The 21,587-nt window shown below is 62.8% G+C and carries 26 protein-coding genes; 15 read left to right on the top strand and 11 right to left on the bottom strand.

The window, feature by feature from the left end:
- Positions 1 to 36 precede the first annotated feature (36 nt).
- The 4 genes from nadB to radC form a co-directional block, all read right to left on the bottom strand.
- Positions 37 to 1,638: an L-aspartate oxidase gene (gene nadB, locus VSR72_RS27640; protein ID WP_342955530.1), complete on the bottom strand. Its 1,602-nt coding sequence runs from the start codon at positions 1,636 to 1,638 to the stop codon at positions 37 to 39.
- 243 nt (positions 1,639 to 1,881) lie between these two features.
- A complete protein-coding gene (rpmG, locus tag VSR72_RS27645; RefSeq protein WP_027817504.1) occupies positions 1,882 to 2,049 on the bottom strand; it encodes a 50S ribosomal protein L33 in 168 nt (55 codons plus the stop codon).
- Positions 2,050 to 2,059: 10 nt separating this feature from the next.
- The gene (gene rpmB / locus VSR72_RS27650; RefSeq protein ID WP_027794135.1) at positions 2,060 to 2,293 is read right to left on the bottom strand and encodes a 50S ribosomal protein L28; all 234 of its coding nucleotides are present in this window, start codon (positions 2,291 to 2,293) and stop codon (positions 2,060 to 2,062) included.
- Positions 2,294 to 2,533: 240 nt separating this feature from the next.
- Positions 2,534 to 3,226, bottom strand: coding sequence for a DNA repair protein RadC (gene radC / locus VSR72_RS27655; protein WP_342955531.1), 693 nt, complete (start codon positions 3,224 to 3,226; stop codon positions 2,534 to 2,536).
- 189 nt (positions 3,227 to 3,415) lie between these two features.
- Between radC and VSR72_RS27660 the strand changes: the two genes are divergently transcribed.
- From VSR72_RS27660 to VSR72_RS27690, 7 genes are all read left to right on the top strand, one after another.
- Positions 3,416 to 3,871, top strand: a complete 456-nt coding sequence (locus VSR72_RS27660) for a peptidylprolyl isomerase (protein ID WP_342955532.1) — start codon at positions 3,416 to 3,418, stop codon at positions 3,869 to 3,871.
- A 5-nt stretch (positions 3,872 to 3,876) separates the two neighbouring features.
- Complete coding sequence (gene ispH / locus VSR72_RS27665) at positions 3,877 to 4,848, top strand: 4-hydroxy-3-methylbut-2-enyl diphosphate reductase (RefSeq protein WP_342955533.1); 972 nt, start codon at positions 3,877 to 3,879, stop codon at positions 4,846 to 4,848.
- A gap of 551 nt (positions 4,849 to 5,399) precedes the next feature.
- Positions 5,400 to 5,702: a hypothetical protein gene (locus VSR72_RS27670; RefSeq protein ID WP_342955534.1), complete on the top strand. Its 303-nt coding sequence runs from the start codon at positions 5,400 to 5,402 to the stop codon at positions 5,700 to 5,702.
- A gap of 213 nt (positions 5,703 to 5,915) precedes the next feature.
- Complete coding sequence (locus VSR72_RS27675; protein WP_158758450.1) at positions 5,916 to 6,866, top strand: branched-chain amino acid ABC transporter permease; 951 nt, start codon at positions 5,916 to 5,918, stop codon at positions 6,864 to 6,866.
- Positions 6,867 to 6,882: 16 nt separating this feature from the next.
- Entirely contained in the window at positions 6,883 to 8,052 is a 1,170-nt protein-coding gene (locus tag VSR72_RS27680) for an ABC transporter ATP-binding protein (RefSeq protein WP_342955535.1), read from the top strand.
- Between the two features lie 15 nt (positions 8,053 to 8,067).
- The gene (locus tag VSR72_RS27685) at positions 8,068 to 8,844 is read left to right on the top strand and encodes an ABC transporter ATP-binding protein (protein WP_321913954.1); all 777 of its coding nucleotides are present in this window, start codon (positions 8,068 to 8,070) and stop codon (positions 8,842 to 8,844) included.
- The gene (locus VSR72_RS27690) at positions 8,844 to 9,560 is read left to right on the top strand and encodes an ABC transporter ATP-binding protein (RefSeq protein WP_342955536.1); all 717 of its coding nucleotides are present in this window, start codon (positions 8,844 to 8,846) and stop codon (positions 9,558 to 9,560) included. The genes VSR72_RS27685 and VSR72_RS27690 overlap by 1 nt, the downstream gene beginning before the upstream one ends.
- A 96-nt stretch (positions 9,561 to 9,656) precedes the next feature.
- On the opposite strand, the gene VSR72_RS27695 is transcribed toward VSR72_RS27690, so the two are convergent.
- From VSR72_RS27695 to VSR72_RS27705, 3 genes are all read right to left on the bottom strand, one after another.
- Positions 9,657 to 10,118: a GNAT family acetyltransferase gene (locus tag VSR72_RS27695; protein WP_342955537.1), complete on the bottom strand. Its 462-nt coding sequence runs from the start codon at positions 10,116 to 10,118 to the stop codon at positions 9,657 to 9,659.
- A gap of 18 nt (positions 10,119 to 10,136) precedes the next feature.
- Positions 10,137 to 11,321, bottom strand: coding sequence for an acetylornithine transaminase (locus VSR72_RS27700; protein WP_342955538.1), 1,185 nt, complete (start codon positions 11,319 to 11,321; stop codon positions 10,137 to 10,139).
- Between the two features lie 354 nt (positions 11,322 to 11,675).
- Positions 11,676 to 12,707, bottom strand: coding sequence for a CDP-6-deoxy-delta-3,4-glucoseen reductase (locus VSR72_RS27705; RefSeq protein WP_342955539.1), 1,032 nt, complete (start codon positions 12,705 to 12,707; stop codon positions 11,676 to 11,678).
- Between the two features lie 131 nt (positions 12,708 to 12,838).
- On the opposite strand from VSR72_RS27705, the gene VSR72_RS27710 reads away from it, so the two are divergent.
- Positions 12,839 to 13,930 carry an NAD-dependent epimerase/dehydratase family protein gene (locus VSR72_RS27710; protein ID WP_342955540.1) on the top strand — a complete coding sequence of 364 codons (1,092 nt, stop codon included), beginning with the start codon at positions 12,839 to 12,841 and terminating at the stop codon, positions 13,928 to 13,930.
- 34 nt (positions 13,931 to 13,964) lie between these two features.
- Here the strand turns inward: VSR72_RS27710 and VSR72_RS27715 are convergent, their stop codons facing one another.
- A complete protein-coding gene (locus tag VSR72_RS27715) occupies positions 13,965 to 14,153 on the bottom strand; it encodes a hypothetical protein (protein WP_254333857.1) in 189 nt (62 codons plus the stop codon).
- Between the two features lie 155 nt (positions 14,154 to 14,308).
- Positions 14,309 to 15,016, bottom strand: coding sequence for a 16S rRNA pseudouridine(516) synthase (locus tag VSR72_RS27720; protein WP_342955541.1), 708 nt, complete (start codon positions 15,014 to 15,016; stop codon positions 14,309 to 14,311).
- A 257-nt stretch (positions 15,017 to 15,273) separates the two neighbouring features.
- Between VSR72_RS27720 and poxB the strand changes: the two genes are divergently transcribed.
- Positions 15,274 to 16,992 carry a ubiquinone-dependent pyruvate dehydrogenase gene (gene poxB, locus VSR72_RS27725; RefSeq protein ID WP_342955542.1) on the top strand — a complete coding sequence of 573 codons (1,719 nt, stop codon included), beginning with the start codon at positions 15,274 to 15,276 and terminating at the stop codon, positions 16,990 to 16,992.
- A 21-nt stretch (positions 16,993 to 17,013) separates the two neighbouring features.
- Here the strand turns inward: poxB and VSR72_RS27730 are convergent, their stop codons facing one another.
- On the bottom strand, positions 17,014 to 17,235 hold the full coding sequence (locus VSR72_RS27730) for a hypothetical protein (RefSeq protein WP_342955543.1): 222 nt from the start codon (positions 17,233 to 17,235) through the stop codon (positions 17,014 to 17,016).
- 485 nt (positions 17,236 to 17,720) lie between these two features.
- Between VSR72_RS27730 and VSR72_RS27735 the strand changes: the two genes are divergently transcribed.
- From VSR72_RS27735 to VSR72_RS27745, 3 genes are all read left to right on the top strand, one after another.
- On the top strand, positions 17,721 to 18,047 hold the full coding sequence (locus VSR72_RS27735; RefSeq protein ID WP_342955544.1) for a hypothetical protein: 327 nt from the start codon (positions 17,721 to 17,723) through the stop codon (positions 18,045 to 18,047).
- Complete coding sequence (locus VSR72_RS27740) at positions 18,044 to 18,670, top strand: ImmA/IrrE family metallo-endopeptidase (RefSeq protein WP_342955545.1); 627 nt, start codon at positions 18,044 to 18,046, stop codon at positions 18,668 to 18,670. Before VSR72_RS27735 ends, VSR72_RS27740 begins: the two co-directional genes overlap by 4 nt.
- Before the next feature lie 170 nt (positions 18,671 to 18,840).
- Positions 18,841 to 18,966, top strand: coding sequence for a hypothetical protein (locus VSR72_RS27745; protein ID WP_342955546.1), 126 nt, complete (start codon positions 18,841 to 18,843; stop codon positions 18,964 to 18,966).
- Positions 18,967 to 19,588: 622 nt separating this feature from the next.
- Here VSR72_RS27745 and VSR72_RS27750 read toward each other — a convergent pair.
- Positions 19,589 to 19,894, bottom strand: coding sequence for a helix-turn-helix domain-containing protein (locus VSR72_RS27750; RefSeq protein ID WP_342955547.1), 306 nt, complete (start codon positions 19,892 to 19,894; stop codon positions 19,589 to 19,591).
- 345 nt (positions 19,895 to 20,239) lie between these two features.
- On the opposite strand from VSR72_RS27750, the gene VSR72_RS27755 reads away from it, so the two are divergent.
- The 3 genes from VSR72_RS27755 to VSR72_RS27765 all read left to right on the top strand — a co-directional run bounded on the left by VSR72_RS27755 (position 20,240) and on the right by VSR72_RS27765 (position 21,557).
- Positions 20,240 to 20,635 (top strand): hypothetical protein, encoded by a 396-nt coding sequence (locus VSR72_RS27755; RefSeq protein WP_342955548.1) that lies wholly within the window; start codon positions 20,240 to 20,242, stop codon positions 20,633 to 20,635.
- Entirely contained in the window at positions 20,625 to 20,852 is a 228-nt protein-coding gene (locus tag VSR72_RS27760; protein WP_342955549.1) for a hypothetical protein, read from the top strand. Before VSR72_RS27755 ends, VSR72_RS27760 begins: the two co-directional genes overlap by 11 nt.
- Positions 20,853 to 20,945: 93 nt before the next feature.
- Complete coding sequence (locus tag VSR72_RS27765) at positions 20,946 to 21,557, top strand: hypothetical protein (protein ID WP_342955550.1); 612 nt, start codon at positions 20,946 to 20,948, stop codon at positions 21,555 to 21,557.
- The last annotated feature ends 30 nt before the right edge of the window (positions 21,558 to 21,587 follow it).

The following is a 21,587-nucleotide window of genomic DNA, read 5'->3' on the forward strand; positions in this document are numbered from 1 at the left end:
GGCCTTTGTTTTTGCGGCGCGTTGAGTGCGCAAGCCTCACGAAACCGTGCGATTGCGCACGCGCTCCGGTGCGAGTACGGTCGGCAATGCCTTGGGCAGCGAGTTCGGCCAGTCGCGGCTGTAGTGCAGGCCGCGGCTCTCGCGGCGCGAGCGCGCACTTTCCACGATCAGCGAAGCGACTTCGACGAGGTTGCGCAACTCCAGCAGGTCGCGCGTGACGCGGAAATTCGCGTAGTACTCGAGAATTTCGTCGCGCAGGAGTGCGATGCGATGCTGCGCGCGCTCGAGCCGCTTGTCGGTACGCACGATGCCGACGTAGTTCCACATCAGCCGGCGCAGTTCGTCCCAGTTGTGGGCAACGACGACTTCTTCGTCGGAATCGGAAACGCGGCTTTCGTCCCAGTCGGGCAACGGTGCATGCGCGGCCGCGCTGAAGCCTTCTTCCTCGATCGCCTCGGCGGCCGAGCGGCCGATCACGAGACACTCCAGCAGCGAATTGCTCGCCAGACGGTTTGCGCCGTGCAGGCCCGTGTACGAGGTCTCGCCTACGGCGTAGAGGCCCGCGAGATCGGTGCGCCCGGCCAGGTCGGTGACGACGCCGCCGCACGTGTAATGCGCGGCGGGCACGACCGGAATCGGCTCCTTCGTGATGTCGATGCCGAACTCGCGGCAGCGCGCGAGGATGGTCGGGAAGTGCTCTTCGAGAAACGCCGGGGGTTGATGGCTGATGTCGAGATGCACGCAGTCGATGCCGTGCTTCTTGATTTCGAAGTCGATCGCGCGGGCGACGATGTCGCGCGGCGCCAGTTCGGCGCGCTCGTCGTGCGCGGGCATGAAGCGCGTGCCGTCGGGCAGGCGCAGCACGCCGCCTTCTCCACGCACGGCTTCGGAAATCAGGAACGACTTGGCGTGCGGGTGGAAGAGGCAAGTCGGGTGGAACTGGATGAACTCCATGTTCGCCACGCGGCAGCCCGCGCGCCACGCCATGGCGATGCCGTCGCCGGTGGCCGTGTCGGGGTTCGTCGTGTACAGGTAGACCTTGCCCGCGCCACCCGTGGCGAGCACCGTGTGCGGCGCCTGAATCGTCACCGTGCGATCGTTCTTCAGATCGAGCGCATAGAGGCCGTGGCAACGGCGGCCCGGCAGGCCTAGCCGGTCGGACGTAATGACGTCGATCGCCTGATGGTCTTCGAGGATCGTGATGTTCGGGTGCGAGCGCGCGCGCTCGAGCAGCGTCTGCACGACCGCGTGGCCCGTGGCGTCGGCGGCGTGGATGATGCGGCGGTGGCTGTGGCCGCCTTCGCGCGTGAGGTGAAAGCCGAGTTCGGCGGCGGCGTCCTTCGTGAACGGCACGTCCTGGGCGATCAGCCATTCGATGGCCTCGCGGCCATGCTCGACGATGTAGCGCGTTGCCGCCTCGTCGCACAGGCCGCCGCCGGCGACGAGCGTGTCGTCCACGTGGTTCTCCACGCTATCTGCCGAATCGAGCACGGCGGCAATGCCGCCTTGCGCGCGGTCGCTCGCGCCTTCGGTCATCGCGCGCTTGGCGATGATGACGACGCGACGCGAGTCGGCGAGATTCAGCGCGACGCTCAGTCCTGCGAGGCCGCTGCCGACGATCGCTACATCGAAATTCATGATCCTGCTTCTCCGTCTCTCTTGTTCTACGCTTTCCGGCTGCGCCGTCACGGGCCGCCGTCACGGGCATATGACACGCGTGTGGCAGCCGGTATAAAGCGGGAAGCATACTCCGAGAGAGGAGCGAACGGATAGCGCCAGTTTGGGCGTTGCCGTTAAATCACCGTTGCACGGCGCGCCAAAAGAAAAACCCCGCTGAAAAGCGGGGTTTTTCTGTCTTCGTCAGGCTCGAAACCGGATCAATTACTTGATCTTGGTTTCCTTGTACTCGACGTGCTTGCGAACAACCGGGTCGAACTTCTTGATCGACATTTTTTCCGGCATGTTGCGCTTGTTTTTCGTCGTCGTGTAGAAGTGACCCGTGCCTGCGGTCGACTCGAGCTTGATCTTGTCGCGGATACCCTTGGCCATGATTTACTCCTTACAGTTCGCCGCGTGCGCGCAGGTCTGCGAGCACGGAATCGATGCCGTTCTTGTCGATCAGGCGCAGGCCTGCGTTCGAGATGCGCAGACGCACCCAACGGTTTTCGCTTTCAACCCAGAAACGGCGATTTTGCAGATTCGGGAGGAAACGGCGCTTGGTTTTGTTGTTTGCGTGGGAAACGTTGTTGCCGCTCATCGGCGCTTTCCCAGTGACTTGGCATACACGTGCCATGAGTGCACTCCTACGGAAATTCTGAGTTCGAGAGCCGCTTAATTAAGTTTCCCAGGCGAGAAATGGCCGGAATAAGAGCGCGCTCACGTATGGATGAGAGACAACCTCGAACCCAGGCCGTATTTCCCCTGGAAGGCCTTGAAGGGCTTCAGAACAGGGTTGGAAATAGGCAAACCGTGAGTCTAGCAGAAAAAGCCCTGGAAAATCAAACACGATTTGCGCATGTTGTTGTGCGGCGCCTCACCAGCCATGGCGTGCAAAGGAAAACGTCTCCCGTGTACCGATGACCAGGTGATCGATGAGCTGAACCTCCACGAGCGCCAGCGTTTCGCGCAACACCCGCGTGAGGCGCCGGTCGCTCGCGCTCGGCTGCACCGCGCCCGAAGGGTGATTATGGGCGACGATCAGGCTCGCGGCATTGAGCGTCAGCGCGCGCCGCACGATCTCACGAGGATACACCGCCATGCGCGTGAGCGAGCCGCGCGAGCTTTCCTCCGAGCGGATCAGCCGGTGGCGCGCATCCAGAAACAGGCAAACGAACACCTCGTGTGGACGGCCGCCGATCAGGAGGCGCAAATAGTCCTCGACCGCGCCCGGAGAGTCGACGAGCGGTTTGTCGTCGAGCGCTTCGGCGAGCGCGCGCCGCGCGAGCTCGGTGACCGCTTGCAGCATCGAGGCTTTCGCGGGCCCGATGCCGCGCAGGGCCTCGAATTCTTCGCGCTGCGCGTCGAGCATGGCGCGCAGCGAGCCGAATTGGGTCAGGAGTGCGCGGGCGACCTCGAAGACATCGTGGCCCGGCAAGCCGGAGCCGAGCAGGATCGCGAGCAGTTCCACGTCCGAGAGCGCAGCCGCGCCGGCCTTGCGCAGCCGCTCGCGGGGCATGTCGTGGCGTCTCGCCGCAGGCGGCGCGTCGGGCAAGGCAAGTTCCGTCATGGCAGTCTCCAGGAACAGATACGGGGCGCGAAGCGCACGCGTGCGGTGGCGGGGGCGGTGCACAATCGTGCCGCGACCGCCCCGGCCAAGTGGCTTACAATAGATGCTTTCCGGCCGCCCAAGGCAGGCCGGACCGGCGCCTTGCGGCGCGCACGCGCGAAGCGCGCGTCCCGACGAAAAGAGTTACGCATGAGCATCATCGACATCTCCGAAGTGAAATCCGGTTCCCACGTGACGCTGAATTACCGGCTTTCACTCGCCGATGGCACCGAAATCGTCAATACCTTTGTGGACCGTCCCGCCACCCTGCTGATGGGCGCCGGCCAGCTCGCGCCGCCGCTGGAGGACATTTTGCAGGGCCTGAAGGTGGGTCACCACTCGACCTTTCAGCTAGAACCCGGCATCGCTTTCGGCCAGCGCAACCCCGACCTGATCCAGCGCGTCTCGCTCAAGACCCTGCGCGAGAACGGCATGATCGGCGAGGAGTTCAATCCGGGCGACCTGATCGAATTCAATGCGCCCAACGGCGGCCGCTACGCGGGAGTGCTCAAGGAAGTGAACGAGACCTCCGCCCTGTTCGATTTCAACCACCCGCTCGCTGGCCAGGCGGTTGCGTTCGAAGTGCAAATCATCGGAATCCTTTAAAGCCCATGACCAACACGGACACGTCCCTCATCGCAGAACTGGCCGAAGCGGAAATCCTGCTCGCCCAGCCGCGCGGCTTTTGCGCCGGCGTGGATCGGGCCATCGAGATCGTCGAGCGCGCCATCCAGCTTCACGGCGCACCGATCTATGTGCGCCACGAGATCGTCCACAACGCTTATGTCGTCGAAGACCTGCGCAAGAAGGGGGCGATCTTCATCGAGCAGCTCGATGAGGTGCCGTCCGGCAATACGGTGATCTTCAGCGCGCACGGCGTTTCCAAGTCAGTGCGCGCCGACGCGGAAGCGCGCGGCCTGCGCGTCTACGACGCGACTTGCCCACTTGTCACCAAGGTGCACGTGGAAGTCGCGAAGATGCGCGACGAGGGGCTCGACATCGTCATGATCGGGCACAAGGGCCATCCTGAAGTGGAAGGCACGATGGGCCAGGTGGCCGAGGGCATGTACCTCGTCGAAGACATCGCCGATGTCGAGGCGCTCAAGTTGCGCGATCCGCAGCGCGTGGCGTTCGTCACCCAAACCACGCTGTCGGTGGACGACGCCGCGGAAATCATCGCGGCGCTCAAGGCGCGCTTTCCAGCGATTCGCGAGCCGAAGAAGCAGGACATCTGCTACGCCACGCAGAATCGCCAGGACGCCGTCAAGTTCATGGCGCCGCAGTGCGATGTCGTGATCGTGGTGGGCAGCCCCAATAGCTCCAACTCGAACCGCCTGCGTGAAGTGGCCGAGAAACGCGGTATTCCCGCCTATATGGTGGATGCCCCTGAGCAGATTGACCCGCTGTGGCTCGTCGGCAAGCGCCGGATCGGTTTGACGGCCGGAGCGTCGGCTCCCGAGGCGCTTGCGCAGGAAATCATTCGCCGCCTGCACGAGCTTGGTGCGCGCAACGTGCGTGCGCTCGAAGGCATCGAGGAGAACATTGCGTTCCCGTTGCCGCGCGGACTCGGCCAGCCGGTCTAAAGTCTCCCGCTCTCTACAGAAACGCGCCCATCCGGCGCGTTTTTTTATGCCCGTGCCATGTGCGTATCGTGCATAACAAGGGCCATATCGAGAGAAAGGGCAGGTTAACCTCACATTGGCTGGGTGTTCTTATTAGTGTTTTCGCTAGAGTGCGGGATCAAATCGCGTGGTGTGACCCCGAATTTCCGGGGTAATTGCCACGCTTTCGACACGAATGCACCGGTGCGGGGCGGGATTATTATGCTCTCCCTTAAATACCATTCATTTGACCCAATGCCCGCCCGACAAGGCATTGCGGCGATTATCTGCAACACATGATGCGAAGCCCGTCGATTTTTGGTGCAACTGGTGCACGAAAATACGGCGCAACCTTCGGTGCAACCCGACGCATACGCTTATCTAAAAATATGGTTGCAATGCAGGAAAACCCTGCCGGTTCAACAATATTGCCCGTCGCATAATTGGCGTTACAATGCGCGCGTTCTGAGGGCTGGATGTCCTTCAAAAGGCCCATCAGACAAGCATTTCGCAAGGCGCAGGAGACCTCAATAATGCAATACGAGTTTGCTTTTGCCGCGCCTTTGGCAAATGCGGTTGCGTCACACAATGTGTGGGATAGCCGTGCTGCCGAAACGGGCGTAAGCCCAACGTTGATGGATTCTGGCATGCAGATTGCTTTTGCATGCTCCGGCGTTGTCATGCCGGTTTGCCGCCTGGGTGCGATGGATCTCGCAAGTGAGATCGCGGAGTGCGCGGGCGGCCGGGGAGAGGGAGTCATGACGTTTGACGCATTCGCGTTTGCCGGCCGCAAGGCTCGCCGCGAATACGCCAACGTGAATATGACGCGTAGTTGATTGAACCCGACGGCACCGAACCATCCGACGGTGCCGTTTTTGCATCCGCTTAAGGCGAGCCTGCCGCTGCAACACAGTGGCAACGCAAACCAGGGCGGCCAACCGTTACCGGTTTTTACTTCAATACCCGAAAGTGTCGTTGCGGTTCCGTAAAACATCGCCCACCGGCCGATGACGAGCGCGAATCCGGTTGCACGGGCTAAGGAGCATTAAATGGATATTTTCATCCAGCAGATCCTGAACGGGCTGGTGCTTGGCAGCATTTACGCCATCATCGCCCTTGGCTACACCATGGTGTACGGGATTCTGGGCATCATCAACTTCGCGCACGGCGACGTGCTCATGGTGGGCGCCATGGTCGCGCTTTCCGCCATCAACGTGCTCCACAATCACTTCCCGGGCCTCGGGAACATCCCCACGCTGTGCATCGCGCTCGCGGTTGCCGCGGTCGTATGTGCGGGCGTCGGGTACACGATCGAGAAGGTCGCGTACCGGCCGCTGCGCCGGGCGCCGCGCCTCGCACCGCTGATCACTGCGATCGGTGTGTCGATCCTGCTGCAGACGCTCGCCATGATCATCTGGGGCCGCAATCCGCTCGCGTTCCCCCAGCTCATTTCGACCGATCCGATCAACGTCATCAAGCCGACTGAAACCGGCGTGGGCGCCGTGATCTCGATGACGGAAATCGTCATCATCGTGGTCGCGTTCCTCGTGATGGCGGGTCTCCTGCTCCTCGTGCACAAGACCAAGCTCGGCCGCGCCATGCGTGCGATCGCCGAGAACCCGAACAATGCCTCGCTGATGGGCGTGAACCCGAACTTCGTGATCTCGGCCACGTTCATGATCGGCTCGGCGCTCGCGGCGCTGGCAGGCGTGATGATCGCCTCGGAATACGGCAACGCGCACTTCTACATGGGTTTCATCCCCGGCATGAAGGCCTTCACGGCGGCGGTGCTGGGCGGTATCGGCAATCTCGGCGGCGCGATGGTCGGCGGCGTGGTGCTCGGTCTGATCGAGCAGCTCGGCGCAGGCTACATCGGCAACCTGACCGGCGGGGTGTTCGGCAGTAACTATCAGGATGTCTTCGCATTCATCGTGCTGATCGTCGTGCTCGTGTTCCGTCCGTCGGGGCTGTTGGGCGAACGTGTCGCGGACCGCGCATAAGAGGGAGTAGCACAACATGACTTCAATTCAACCGATCGAGCCGTCGACGACGCTCATCCCCGAAAAGAACACGACGAAGACGCTCGCTGTCGGCATCGTGACCGCCATCGTCGTGGCCGCGCTGCCCTTCGTTGTGGGCGCCACGGGCGGCAACTACTGGGTGCGTGTGCTCGACTTCGCGATGCTGTACGTGATGCTCGCGCTGGGCCTGAACGTGGTCGTGGGCTTCGCCGGCCTGCTCGACCTGGGCTACATCGCGTTCTACGCGGTGGGCGCCTACACGGCCGCGCTGCTCACTTCGCCGCACCTCTCCAACCAGTTCGCGTGGATCGCCGCCATGTTCCCCGGCGGCATGCATACGCCGTACTGGATTGTGATCCCGTGCGCGATGGCGCTCGCCGCGCTCTTTGGCGTATTGCTCGGCGCGCCGACGCTGCGTCTGCGCGGCGACTACCTCGCCATCGTGACGTTGGGCTTCGGGGAAATCGTTCGTATCTTCATGAACAACCTCGACCGTCCGGTGAACATCACCAACGGGCCGCAGGGCATTACCGGCGTCGCGCCGCTGCAGGTGTTCGGCTTCAACCTCGCGCAGCCGCACGAGATCCTCGGCTTCACGTTCACGTCGGTCTACATGTATTACTACGTGTTCGTGATCTGCGCGCTGCTCGTGATCTGGGTGTGTACGCGTCTGCAGCACTCGCGTATCGGCCGTGCATGGGCCGCGATCCGCGAAGACGAAATCGCCGCCAAGGCCATGGGCATCAACACCCGTAACGTCAAGCTGCTCGCGTTCGCGATGGGCGCGTCGTTCGGCGGTCTTTCGGGCGCGATGTTCGGTGCGTTCCAGGGCTTCGTGTCGCCGGAATCGTTCACGTTCTGGGAATCGGTCGTCGTGCTCGCCTGCGTGGTGCTGGGCGGCATGGGCCACATCCCCGGCGTGATTCTCGGCGCCGTGCTGCTCGCCATTTTCCCCGAGTTCCTGCGCTCGACGATGGGCCCGCTCCAGCACATGCTGTTCGGCCACGAAATCGTCGATACGGAAGTCATTCGCCAGCTGCTCTACGGCCTCGCCATGGTCGTCATCATGCTCTATCGCTCGGAAGGCCTGTGGCCCGCGGCGAAGCACGAAGACAAGATTGCGAAGATCGCCAAGCGCGCGAGCAAGAAGCCGATTCGCGCATAACGGGGAGAACAGACTATGAGCAACAAATCCATCCGCCTGTCCGTTAAGGGCGTGAACAAGCGCTTCGGCGGTCTGCAGGCGCTGTCCGACGTCGGTCTGCAGATCGAGGAAGGCACGATTTACGGCCTGATCGGCCCGAACGGCGCTGGCAAGACCACGTTCTTCAACGTGATCACGGGCCTCTACACGCCGGATTCAGGCGAATTCAAGCTCGACGGCACGGCCTACACGCCGACCGCCGTGTATCAGGTGGCGCAAGCGGGCATTGCACGTACGTTCCAGAACATTCGCCTGTTCGGCGGCATGACGGCGCTCGAAAACGTGATGGTGGGCCGTCACGTGCGCACGAAGCACGGGCTGCTCGGCGCTGTGTTCCAGACGCCGTCGGAACGCCAGGAAGAGCGCGAGATCAAGGAACGCGCGATCGAACTGCTCGAATACGTGGGCATCGCGCAATACGCGGACTACACGTCGCGCAATCTCTCGTACGGCCACCAGCGCCGTCTGGAAATCGCGCGTGCGCTCGCGACCGATCCGAAGCTGCTCGCGCTCGACGAGCCGGCGGCCGGCATGAACGCGACCGAGAAGGTCGAACTCACGCGCCTGCTCGACAAGATCCGCGCCGATGGCAAGACCATCCTGCTGATCGAGCACGACGTGAAACTGGTGATGGGCCTGTGCAACCGGATGACAGTGCTCGACTACGGCAAGGTGATCTCCGAGGGGCTGCCGCAAGACGTGCAGAAGGACCCGAAGGTGATCGAGGCATATCTGGGTGCGGGGGTTCACTGATGGCTACATCGGTTCTGAAAATCAAGGGTCTGCAGGTCAACTACGGCGGGATCCAGGCGGTCAAGGGCGTGGACATGGAAGTTCGCCAGGGCGAACTCGTCACGCTGATCGGCGCGAACGGCGCAGGCAAGACCACGACGATGAAGGCCATCACGGGTCTGAAGCCGTACGCGGCGGGCGACATCGAGTACATGGGCCAGTCGATCAAGGGCGTGCCGGCGTACGAACTGCTCAAGCGCGGTCTGGCCATGGTGCCGGAAGGCCGAGGCATCTTCGCGCGCATGTCGATCCTCGAAAACATGCAGATGGGCGCGTACCTGCGCAGCGACAACGACGGCATCCAGAAGGACGTCGATCGCATGTTCGGCTTCTTCCCGCGCCTGAAGGAACGCGCGACGCAGCTCGCGGGCACGCTCTCGGGCGGCGAGCAGCAGATGCTGGCCATGGCGCGCGCGATCATCAGCAAGCCGAAGCTTCTTCTGCTCGACGAACCTTCGATGGGTCTCTCGCCGATCATGGTCGAGAAGATCTTCGAAGTGGTGCGCACGATCTCGTCGGAGGGCATCACGGTGCTGCTCGTGGAGCAGAACGCGCGTCTCGCGCTGCAGGCGGCGAACCGCGGCTACGTGATGGACTCCGGCCTCGTGACGATGGAAGGCGAAGCGAAGCAGATGCTCGACGATCCGAAGGTGCGCGCGGCGTATCTCGGCGAGTAAGCTGCATTGCATTGCGGTCCTCGCGGCCGCATAAATGCAAAAGCCGCATGGGTGCGTAACCCATGCGGCTTTTTTCATGACGTCGCCCGATAAAGCTCAGACGAGCGCTTCGGACTCCTGCACGGCAAGACGCTTGCCGAGACTCACGACAGCATCGGCGCGATAGCCAAGCTGCTCGTAGAACGCGAGCACCTCGGCCTTGTCGGTGAGCACTTGAAGGTTGAGCTTCAGGCAGCCCATCGCGGCGAGCGCGCTTTCCGCATGACGCACGAGCCGCGTGCCAAGACCGTGGCGCCGCGCTTCAGGCGCGACGGCGACCGAATAGAGCCAGCCGCGATGGCCGTCGTAACCGGCCATCGCCGTGCCGACGATCGCGCCGTCAACATCGCGCGTGGCGACGAAGAAAAGCTCCGGCTGCGTACCGAGTTTGTTCGCGATCGACAAACGCGGATTGCGATGCGGCCGGCTCGCGTCGTTGTACTCGGGAAACGCCTGCAGCCAGAGCGCGATCACCGCTTCGGTATCGGCTTCGCTGAACACGCGGATCGTGACGGCCATCGCTCGTGCTCCGTCCGATTACAGCGAGTCGAGGATCGTGCGCAGCATCGCCATCATCTGGTCGATTTCCTGCGTCGTCACGTTCAGCGCCGGCATGAAGCGCAGCAGGTTCGGGCGCGCGGCGTTGAGCAGCAGGCCGTCCGGCTGCATGAGGCGCGCCTTCTCGACGATCTCCGGCCCGATGTCCTTGCCGAGCAGCAGCGCGCGCAGCAAGCCTTCGCCACGCTCGCCCTCGAAGCCGCGTTCAGCCGAAAGCTCGAGCAGCTTTTCGCGCAGATACTCGCCGCGAGCGCGCACGCCTTCGAGGAAGCCGGGCGCCACCAGTTGCGAGATCACCGAATAGCCCACGGCCGTCATCAGCGGGTTGCCGTTGTACGTGCCGCCCTGGTCGCCCGCTTCGAACACGGCGATTTCCTTCTTCGCGAGCAGCGCCGCGAGCGGCACGCCGCCGCCGATGCCCTTGCCGAGCGTCATGATGTCCGGCTCGATGCCCGAAAGCTCGTAGGCGAAGAGGGTGCCCGCACGGCCGCAGCCGCTCTGCACTTCGTCGACGATCAGCAGGATGCCGTGCTTTTTCGTGAGCGCGCGCAGTTGCTGCATGAATTCGCGCGTGGCGGGAATCACGCCGCCTTCGCCCTGGATCGGCTCTAGCATTACGGCGACGGTCTTGCCGGTGATGAGCTTTTCAACCGAGGCGATGTCGTTCAGGTCGGCCTTCGGGAAGCCCGGCACTTGCGGCGCGTAGATCGTGTCCCAGCCCGGCTTGCCGCTTGCCGACATCGTCGCGATCGTGCGGCCGTGAAAGCTGTGGTCGAACGTGATGATCTCGTAGGCGCCGTCGCGATGCTTCTTGCCCCACTTGCGCGCGAGCTTGATCGCGCCTTCGTTGGCTTCGGCGCCGCTGTTGGCGAAGAACACCTTGTCGAAGCAGCTGTGCTTAGTGAGCAGGCCCGCGAGCTTCGCCATCGGCTCGTTGTAGAAAGCAGGCGACGGGTTGATGAGCAAGCGCGACTGCTTTTCCAGCGCCTCGATCATGCCTTCGTTGCAGTGCCCGAGGCTGTTGACGGCCCAGCCCTGGATGAAGTCCAGGTATCGCTTGCCTTCGTTGTCGTAGAGCCACGACCCCTTGCCATGCGTGAAAACGATTTCGGGCCGGTTGGTGATGTACATCAGCGACTCGATCGGGTACTCGGAATAATTCATGGCAACGGGCTCCGCGTTGGGGCTGCAAAAAGGTTGAAGACGGCGTTAAAAAAGTACGGCGGAAAAACAAAAAGCCACGGACTGGCCGTGGCTTTCGTGATTCGAACTTGCTGTGCGTTGAGAAGTGCAACGCGCGTCCGCGAGTAGCCAGGCCCTAAAGACGGGGCGAGCGGCGACGTCGAAGGGCGGACAGGATGCAGTTCATGGGCGCAAGAATACGACAAGCCGAATGGCGATGTAAACCGTCAATGTGCCGAATTTTTCCGATCGGCCGAAGAATTTTTCGTGACGGCGGCCTTCCCGACCGATGCGGGGTCGATGCATTGCACACGCAACGACCCGCTCAGACAAGCCTCAGACGGCGTTCGCGAGGTCCGCGGCGCTCGTGAACGAGTCCGCGTAGAACTCGTCTTCGGGCAGGCTGTGGTGCTGCGTGAAGTCGCGCTGCGCCGACTCCACCATCACGGGTGCGCCGCACGCATAGACCTGGTAGCCCGAAAGGTCCGGCAGATCCTCGATCACGGCGCGGTGCACGAATCCCGTGCGGCCGTTCCAGTTATCTTCGGCGGCGGGCTCGGAGAGCACCGGCACGAAGCGGAAGTTCGGGATGTCCTTCGCCCATTGCTCCGCCAGATCCATCAGGTACAGGTCCTTCTTCTGGCGCGCGCCCCAGTAGAGCGTCATCGGACGGTTCAGGTTCTTGTGGACCGCGTGTTCGACGATCGCCTTGAGCGGCGCGAAGCCGGTGCCCGAGGCGAGCAGCACGATCGGCTTGTCCGACTCTTCGCGCAGGAAGAAAGTGCCGAGCGGCGCTTCGAAGCGCAGGATGTCGCGCTCCTTCAGCTGCGAGAAGACGTGGTCGGTGAACTTGCCGCCCGGCATGTGGCGGATGTGCAGCTCGATCGGGCCTTCCTCGTGCGGCGCGCTAGCCATGGAGTAGCTGCGACGCGTACCGTCCTTGAGGATGAATTCCAGGTACTGGCCGGCAAGATACTGCAGGCGCTCGTTGGCAGGCAGTTGCAGCTTGAGGACGACGACGTCGTCGGCTTTGCGCTCGATGGCGGCGATGCGGGTGGGCAACTTGCGCACTTGCACGTCGCCCACGCCGGCCACTTCGCGGATATCGATTTCGAGGTCGGTTTGCGCCGTCGCACAGCAGAAGAGGGCCATGCCGCGCGTTCTTTCGTCATTGGAAAGCGCCGAGGCCGCGTGAGCGCGCTGCTCGACCTCGCCATGGCAGACCGTGCCTTTGCAGGAGCCGCAGGCGCCGTTCTTGCAGCCATACGGCAGGCCGATGCCCTGGCGCAGGGCGGCGTTGAGAATGGGTTCGTCGGGCTCGACCTGGAATTGCCGGCCGCTTTGCTTGAGCGTTACGTTGAAAGCCATATTCAGGGAAGCGTAAGTCTGTATCCGAGGGTTGAATCCGGTCGCGGGCCGTCTCCGGCAGTTTCCGGCTAGTGTCCGCGTTTCCTTGCCGGCCTTCGCCGGAGGGCGCGGGCCGCTAAAATGGTTCCACCATGATTGCCACACGAACCTTGCGCCGTGCGCGCATCCTGATTGTCGGTAGCGGCGACGTCGGCCTTCGCTGCGTCGCCCAGTTGCGCGAGCGGCCAGACCGCGCGCGCGTTTTTGCGCTCACACGCCGTGCCGAGCGCGCAGACGCGGCGCGGGCCGCGGGCGCAACGCCGGTGCGCGGCGACCTCGATTCCCGCGCGAGTCTCGCGCGGATCGCGGGCCTGGCGGGCACCGTGCTGCATCTCGCTCCGCCGCAAAAAACCGGCGACGACGACCTGCGCACGCGCCGCCTGATCGCAGCGCTCGCGGCGCGCCGTCGCGCGGCCTCGCGGCCCATGCTGGCGGGCGCGGCGCCGCGCGCATTGCGGCCCCCATTGCATTCGCTGGTGGACCGCATTCGCCGCAGCGCTTTCGGCGATGCCGCAGGCTTTGGAGCATCCGTTATTGTACCCGAGCGCATCCGGCGGTTTTCTCGCACCCGGCGCAAGCGCCTGAGCCGGCCGAATTGGCCAACGCTCGTCTACGCCAGCACGACGGGGGTGTACGGAGATTGCGGCGGCGCGCGCATCGACGAAACCCGCACGGTACAGCCCGCCAACGCCCGCGCCATACGCCGGGTGTCGGCCGAACGGCAACTGCGCCGCGCAACGGCGCGCGGCGCGCTTCGCGCCACGATCGCGCGCATTCCCGGTATCTACGCGGCGAACCGACTCCCGCTTGCGCGGCTGGAGAAGCGCACGCCGGCGCTCGTTGCGGGCGAGGACGTCTTCACGAGCCACATCCACGCGGACGACCTCGCGACGATTCTCCTGCGCCTCGCGACGCACGGGCGAGCGTCGCGCACGATCCACGCAACGGACGACAGCGAACTGAAGATGGGCGAGTATTTCGACCGCGTAGCCGATGCCTTCGGCCTCGCGCGCGCGCCGCGCGTCAGCCGCGCTGAGGCCGAGCGCGAACTCGAGCCCGTCTTGCTGTCGTTCATGCGCGAGTCGCGACGGCTCGCCAATACGCGCCTCAAGCGCGAATTGCGCGTGCGTTTGCGTTATCCCGATGTGGATGCGTTCTTGCGCACGCTGCCGCCGCACCCGTGACTGCGGGCGGGCGGCGCGGCGCAAAGCGTGCCGTTCACGTGATGGCCGGCAGCGCTTCGAGCAGGAGGAAGCACAATAGCGCTCCGATGAGCGCCCCGATGAGGTTCGGATGATACTGATGTCGCATATGCATCGACGCGAGCAGGCCACCAATCAGAACCGCCCCAAGCGCCATGAATGCCATCAACATGAATGAGATTTCGAATGAGCCGTTGATGATCATGATGCCCCTCCTTGCAACTTGTAATCGTTCTTGAGACGAGTATAGGGCGGAAGCCGGGCAACGACATGTTGCGCCGCGACGTAAACGCAGCCTGTTTGCAAGCATCGGTACGTCAACGCACTGAGCGGCGGGCGCTCGCGCCGCTCGGTGGTGGTTTACCCCTTGTTGCGCAATGCGTCGAGCGCGGCGGCGTCGAGCCATTGCCACGTGCCCGGAGTCAGGCCCGCGGGCAGGGAGAAGCCGCCGATGCGCTCGCGGTGGAGCGCCTCGACACGGTTGCCGGCCGCGGCCACCATCCGTTTGACCTGGTGATACTTGCCCTCGAGCACCGTCAGCTCCAACTCGTGCTCTGCACGTGCGTTTGCCGCGACGGCGGCGCTCGGCTCCCGCTCGCCATGCAGCAGTACGCCTTCGCGCAGGGCGCCCAGTTGGGTTTCGTCGAGCGGATGGCGCGTCGTCGCCACGTAGACCTTCGGCACTTTGCGCTTGGGAGACGTGAAGGCGTGGACGAACTGGCCATCGTCGGAAAGCAGCAGGAGGCCGGTCGTATCCTGATCGAGGCGGCCCACGCATTGCACGTTGCGCTCGGCGAACTGCGGCGGCAGCAGATGAAACACGCTCAAATGATGCTGCGGATCGCGCGAGCACTCATAGCCCGCGGGCTTGTTGAGCGCAATGTACGCGCGTTCGTGAAACGGCCACGGCGTGCCGTCGACGCTGAAGACGAGGCTCGCCGTGTCGAAGGTGGCGAGCGGGTCCGTGCACGGCTCGCCCGCGACGGCGACCCGCGCGTCGGCGATGAGCGCACGGCATTGGCGGCGTGAGCCGAAACCCTGGGTGAAGAGAATGCTTTCGAGATTCATGACGGACGGCGACCAACGTAGAGCCGGGTATTTTATCCGCCTCGACGTGTTGCGCGCCCACGTGCCCACCGTGCCAGCGCGCTTCGCGCGGCTTGACCGCGTATTCCGGGCGGAAGGCGTAACGTAGCGCAAAGCATTGGCAGGCCCCGCTGTGTTGCAGGGCCTGTGCGCCCGGATAATTGACCCCCAATTTTCTTCTCGCGCAGCGCCCGGCCTCGGTGCGCGCGCTGCGCTATACGGCTCATGTGGAGAACACCATGGCGAAGACGATAGCGGATCATCTGGCGAAAACGCTCGAGGCAGTTGGCGTCGAGCGCATCTGGGGCGTGACAGGCGACAGCCTGAACGGCTTGTCGGCGAGCTTGCGCAAGCTCGGCACGATCCGCTGGATGCACACGCGGCACGAAGAAGTCGCAGCCTTCGCGGCAGGCGCCGAAGCTGCTGCAACCGGTCGGCTCGCCGTGTGCGCGGGCAGTTGCGGGCCCGGCAATTTGCATCTCATCAACGGTCTCTACGACTGCCATCGCAACCGCTCGCCGGTGCTCGCGATCGCGGCGCACATTCCATCGACGGAAATCGGCCTCGGCTATTTCCAGGAAACCCACCCGACCGAACTCTTCCGCGAGTGCAGCCATTACGTCGAACTGGTGACGAACGCCTCGCAGTTCCCGCGCGTGCTCGACACCGCGCTGCGCACGGCGATCGACCAGAAGGGCGTCGCGGTGATCGTGCTGCCCGGCGACGTGGCGCTTCTGGAATCGTCCGACGAGGAGCCGGCATGGGCCCAGGCGGCGCGTCCGGCGACCTTGCCCTCGTCGGCGGATATCGACCGGCTCGCCGAGTTGCTGAACCGCTCGGAGGCCGTGACGCTGCTGTGTGGAAGCGGCTGCAAGGGCTCGCATGACGAAGTGGTGGCCTTCGCGGATGCGCTCGGTGCGCCGACGGTGCATGCGCTGCGCGGCAAGCAGTACGTCGAATGGGATAACCCATACGATGTGGGCATGACCGGGCTGATCGGTTTCAGCTCGGGCTACCACGCGATGATGTCGTGCGACACGCTCGTCATGCTCGGCACCGACTTCCCGTATCGCAACTTCTACCCGCAGCACGCGAACATCGTGCAGATCGACCGCGACGCGGCCGCGCTCGGCAAACGCGCGCCGCTCACGCTTGGACTCATCGGCGACGTGCGCGAAACGCTGCGCGCGCTCACGCCGAAGCTCACGCGCAAGACCGACCGGCGCTTCATCGAGCATGCGCGCGAGCACTACGCGAACGCGCGCAAGGGACTCGACGAACTCGCGCGCCCGGCGGCCGCGGGCAAGCCGCTGCATCCGCAGTACGTGGTGTCGCGTCTCGACGCCATCGCCGAGGACGACGCGATCTTCGCCGTCGACGTGGGCACGCCTACGCTCTGGGCCGCGCGTTACCTGACGATGAACGGCCGGCGCCGCTTGCACGGGTCGTTCAACCACGGCTCGATGGCGAACGCCATGCCGCAGGCGCTCGGCGCGCAGGCTGCGCACGCCGGGCGTCAGGTGGTCTCGCTCTCCGGCGACGGCGGCTTGTCGATGCTGCTCGGCGACATCCTCACGGCGCGTCAGCTCGATCTGCCGATCAAGATCGTTGTCCTGAATAATGGCTCGCTCGGTTTTGTCGCGATGGAGATGAAGGCTGGCGGCTACGTCGAGACGGGAACCGATCTCGTGGCCACCAACTTCGCGGATATCGCGAAAGGTGCGGGTCTCTTCAGCGTGCGCGTGGAGACGTCGGAAGCACTCGACGAGGCGTTGCGCGCGGCGTTCGCACACGCTGGTCCGGCGCTCGTCGACGTGGTGACGACGAAGCATGAACTGGCCATGCCGCCGAAGCTGCAGTGGGCGCAAGCGAAGGGATTCAGCCTCTATATGCTGCGCGCAGTGCTGAGCGGGCGCGGCGACGAGGTGGTGGAACTGGCGCAGACGAATTTGCGCTGAGGTTCGTGCGGTGCGCCTGCGTCAGTCAGTGATCGAGACGCAGGTGCCGTCTTCGGGAATGGTGCGAAATTCATCGACCCGGCCCGCGCGCACGTCGAGCAGCAAACGGTCCAGCGCCTCGAGCCTGGTGGATCTGTCTTCGCTCGATCGGATCAGCGTTGCGGCGGAGCGTCCGCAGACAGATTCGTGGGCCTCGATGAGGATGCGTATGGCTTCCTCTCGCGTCATGAAAATGCGGTCCATTTTGCGCTCCGGCTTGCTATCTCGATAACGTCGAAAACGATAGCAGCGGGGCGCGGCGCGCCGTGCGACATCCGCAGAATGTTTGATGTTTGTCCAAATGAGGACGTGCCGCATTCAACCGGGCAACAAAAAACCCGCGAAGCCGTGAGCTTTTGCGGGTTTGTGTACTGCGCCGGAACTTGCCGGAATATTCTTTGGTGCCTCGGGCCGGAATTAAATCATGCCGGGAAAGGCTTTCCACGCAAGCCAGTTCACTTTTCGGCTACTCAGAAAACCCCCAAAAAAACCCCCATCGTTGCGACGCTAGAGATGCGTCTAGAGGATTGTGCCGTGTTGCTGCTTTGCAACAAAGCGAATACGTACACAGATCAGATGAGATCTTCACAAATTTGTGAATTGTGACTACAATGCGCAGTGTGGAGATAACCGGGAGAGGGCATGCCATGAAACTTACACCGTTTGGCGAGGCAGTTCGCCACCTGAGGATGCGCTACGACGCGTCGCTGAAGTCGATGGCTGAGGAGATGCAGATCAGCTCGTCGTATCTGAGCGGCATCGAATACGGTGAACGTCGCCTGCAGCAGAAGCATGTTGATTCGGCGTTGGCATTTTTCCGCGGGCGTGCAACCGACGAAGAGCTCTCGAGCCTGCGTGACGCGGCCGCGCGCTCGAAGGACGTGGTCGCTCTGGAGACTCTCACACCGGACGCTCGCGGGCTCGTTGCAGCATTTGCGCGTCGCCTCCAGGAGGGTGCGGTGCCGACGCCTGAAATTCACGAATGGATCGCGAAGAAAGAGGTGAAACGAAAATGACGACACTCGGAACCGCTAAAAAGGGTGCGCGCACCCCGTCTGGGATGAAGGTCGCGCCCACAAGCTACGACAAGCTCGAGCGCGCAGCGAAGGATCTGCGCCCGCTGTTGCCGACGCTTTCCGGCATGGGGTGGTCGAGTTCGGCGATCGACTGCGTGCGCGTGCTCGAGCAGACGCTCCCCCAGGCCGGCTACAACTACATGATCGAGGACGTCGAGGATCTGAAGGACTGTGCGGCGTTCACGATCCCCGAGCGCAATGTCGTTGTGCTGCGTGAGGATGTATATGAGGGCTTGTTCGACGACTCGCCATTCTCGCGCAGCACGGTGATTCACGAGCTTGCGCACATCGTGCTGCGGCATCACGTGACCCTGCATCGCGGAGCGATCCTGGGGCAACACCAGTTCTGCGAGGACTCGGAGTGGCAGGCGAAGGCGCTGACCGCGGCGGTAATGATGCCGGTCGACGCGTGCCGATCAGCCCGATCAGCTCACGAGCTGGCTGAGGCCTGCGGAACCAGCTCTCAAGCTGCGGGCTACCGCATAGATAACCTTGTACGGCGCGGCTTGATCAAGCCGAAGCCGCAGCACGGGCTGTTTGACGTGAGCTTTGGGCAAGAATAAGGGCCGTTAGCGCTGCGAACGCTTTCGACCCTTGGGGTAAAACGTGAAGCTCAAAGTGCTCATGAGCAACGCGTCTCGACTGCTTGGTTTAGCGACCTGCATGATAGTCACGCAAATTGTGATTGTCAAACGTCGAGTTCGATGTTGAGCGCGCGTCATGGAGCATTGATATGCCCACGAGCAGCAACGACGAGCAGGTCATCTACCGGATGACCATCACGGTCAAAGGGAAGGTGATTCGCCGCCCTAATGGCCAGCCGTTCCGCATCGTTCTTCGCAAGAAGAAAGGTCAGTAACGGATAGCGCGATGAAACCCAGCCCCTCGGTTAGATCGAGGGGCTCCTCCATTTTTGCAACGGGCGCGCCCAGCAGCGATTGCGCTGGCGAACCCGAGTAAGGAGAAATCAGGATGTCGCAAGACAAAATTGAGGTTTCGTTTAAATGCGGAAAATGTGGAAGTCGTCTGAGCTGGGCGGATGACAGTGCAGATGACACTGAGGTCAAATGTAGCGGGTGCGGAGAGGTCGCTGGGACTTACGGCGAACTGCATGAAGCGGCGATGAGCGCAGCAAAGTCAAAGGTAGAGTCGATGCTCAGCGACATATTCAAGAAGCGATAGGGCTCGAACGCCTCCCTTGAGCGTCATGGGGGCCCAACTGGCGTGGCTGGCGGACTTCCGTGATTACTGCGTCAATGGTGAAACCCGCATCCGCGACGCACTCAGCCGTTACGGCGCGCGTGGGCCGGGTCGGCGACGGTCGCACTGGGCAGGTGGTTTGTGTCGCTGACAAGGGACTTGGAGTGAATGCCCCGCTCGGGGCGGGGCATTTCATTTCGGCAAGTGCGAGTTCGGGAGTCATGGCGTCCCCCCTTAATGTTCAGGGGGTAGGTAACGACGAACGACGCGGACCCTTTTCACTAGGCTCGAGCCTTGTCGACCAGTTCAATCGGGATCATGCCGCACTTGTTCAGCCGAAGGGTGTTGGCCTTGATGAGATTGTGGACCGTCCGCGCGCTCACGCCGAGCATTTCGGCCGCCTGCTTCTGGTTGACCTGCGTCGGGCGCGGATGGGACTCCGCGTAGAGCTGAACGGCGCGAACGGCGATTCGCACCACCTCTGGCTCCGCCAAGGTAGCCGCGGGCGGGTGCCGGGCATCACCGAGCGACATCTGTGCTGCTTGGCCAGCGCCGAGCGTCACGGTCCCTTCGAATTTGCACTGCATGTTGCCTCCTCTTATTCGCGCACGTGCGTATCTTGTCCCATGGCTACTCAACATTTGCAAAATCTGCTTGACGCTTTTATTAAGCGAAACTAACCTCCAATTGTCGCTGAGACAACAGCGACCGGGTTTGGCGACCCGATGTTTCTAGGCGGACGAACCGCCTCAAGGCGGTATTTTTTCGTCCGTTGTATCATCGCGCGTGCCCAGTTTACGGGTGGGCCATGATAGGGATGCGCTCGCGCGCATGCCGGTTTCCTAGAACGCCGGTTCGCCAACCTTGTCATGTGCCTGCCCACCTCATTTGGCGATGAGCGGCAGGCTCCTACACGTTCTAGGAGTCAAGCCATGTCCTCCAAGGTACCTGCTCGTTCTGAGCAAGAAGATTCGACGCCTCTCGGCGATGCCTTCCTTCCGACTTTCCCTCAGATTCCCTTGAACGGGCATCAGCCGACCAATCTCGCATCTCTGCCTCGCGAAGAGGCGCTCGGGCGGGCGCGCGTTGCGGGCCATGAAATTCTCGGCGATCCAAACGCTCTGCAGGGCGTTTCCGAACAGCTTTGGCTGAACTGGATGACCGCCAACATTCCTGTTGCTGTTGGGCAGTCCGACGAGGAGTTCGGTGATCTCGTAGATGCAATGTATGACGAGTTCCTCGAGGGCCTATCGGAAGGTGTAGAGAATTTTGCATCGAACCGGACAGCGGGGAGGTTGTGCGGTGCTGGGGAAGACCATGTCCAATAACGTTCACGCGCTCCCCGTTCAGCGCAAGCGCGGCCGCCGCCGTGTCTATCCTGTTCCCGGTGTTCCCGTTGCGACTGTTCTCGATTTCGCATCAGACAGCATTGAGGCTGAGACGGCTGAGCAACGATTGGCGAGAACTGAAAAGGCGGTCCATGAAGTGGCCTACCATCTGCTGATGGCTGCTCGCGCAATCAAGCGCATAGAGCCGCTGGCATAATCGTCTGCAACCGCGCCTAGCTCGACGGGGCGAAAACCGGGCTCCCTTACCCGGCTGGCGCGGTTCCTCATAAGGGCGCGCTAAGGGTGTGCAATGTCTGCACTGGACGAATTTGCGGAAAGGTTCGGTCGTCCGCAATCAAACTGGACAAGGGAGCAGTGGAAACAAGTGGCAATCGAGCTTGCGTCGAGGCTCGACAGCACTAACCGGGCGCCCGCCAAGCGAGGGAGGCCGCGTCACGACGACGATGCCGCATTCGTCAGGGGCAAAAGTGACAATGTCACGGTCACCGCAAAGGCGAACTATGCGGCGCTCGCATGGCAGGTAGAGCAACGCATGGACCAGGCAGACGCGGACCGCCGACCGCTCACGATGAAAGAGGCCGTGCGCGAGGAGTTGGTGGAGGCGATACGGCGGCACAATGGCGCCGAAGTAGACCGGCGAGGGAAAAGAAGCGGCGAGATCCGGGAGTCTCGCGCGGACGATATGGTTAAAACGGCCTACACCGAGGTCCGCAAACTGTTGAAGAAATGGCGCGAGGAACCGGAATCAGCTAGCGCTGGAGACCAGAAGGATTCGCAGGACATGAACATCCGCGAGGCCATCGATAACTACTCCCACCCGGCGAAGGAAAATGACAAGAATCCGCGACCCGATTGGGCGAAGGACAAGCCCGTCAATCTCAGAATGAGAAAGCGGCACTAACGGCCGAAGGACTGGGCCGAAGCGGATATT

The organism is Paraburkholderia sp. JHI869, assembly GCF_038900775.1.
In the GTDB taxonomy this organism is placed as follows: domain Bacteria; phylum Pseudomonadota; class Gammaproteobacteria; order Burkholderiales; family Burkholderiaceae; genus Paraburkholderia.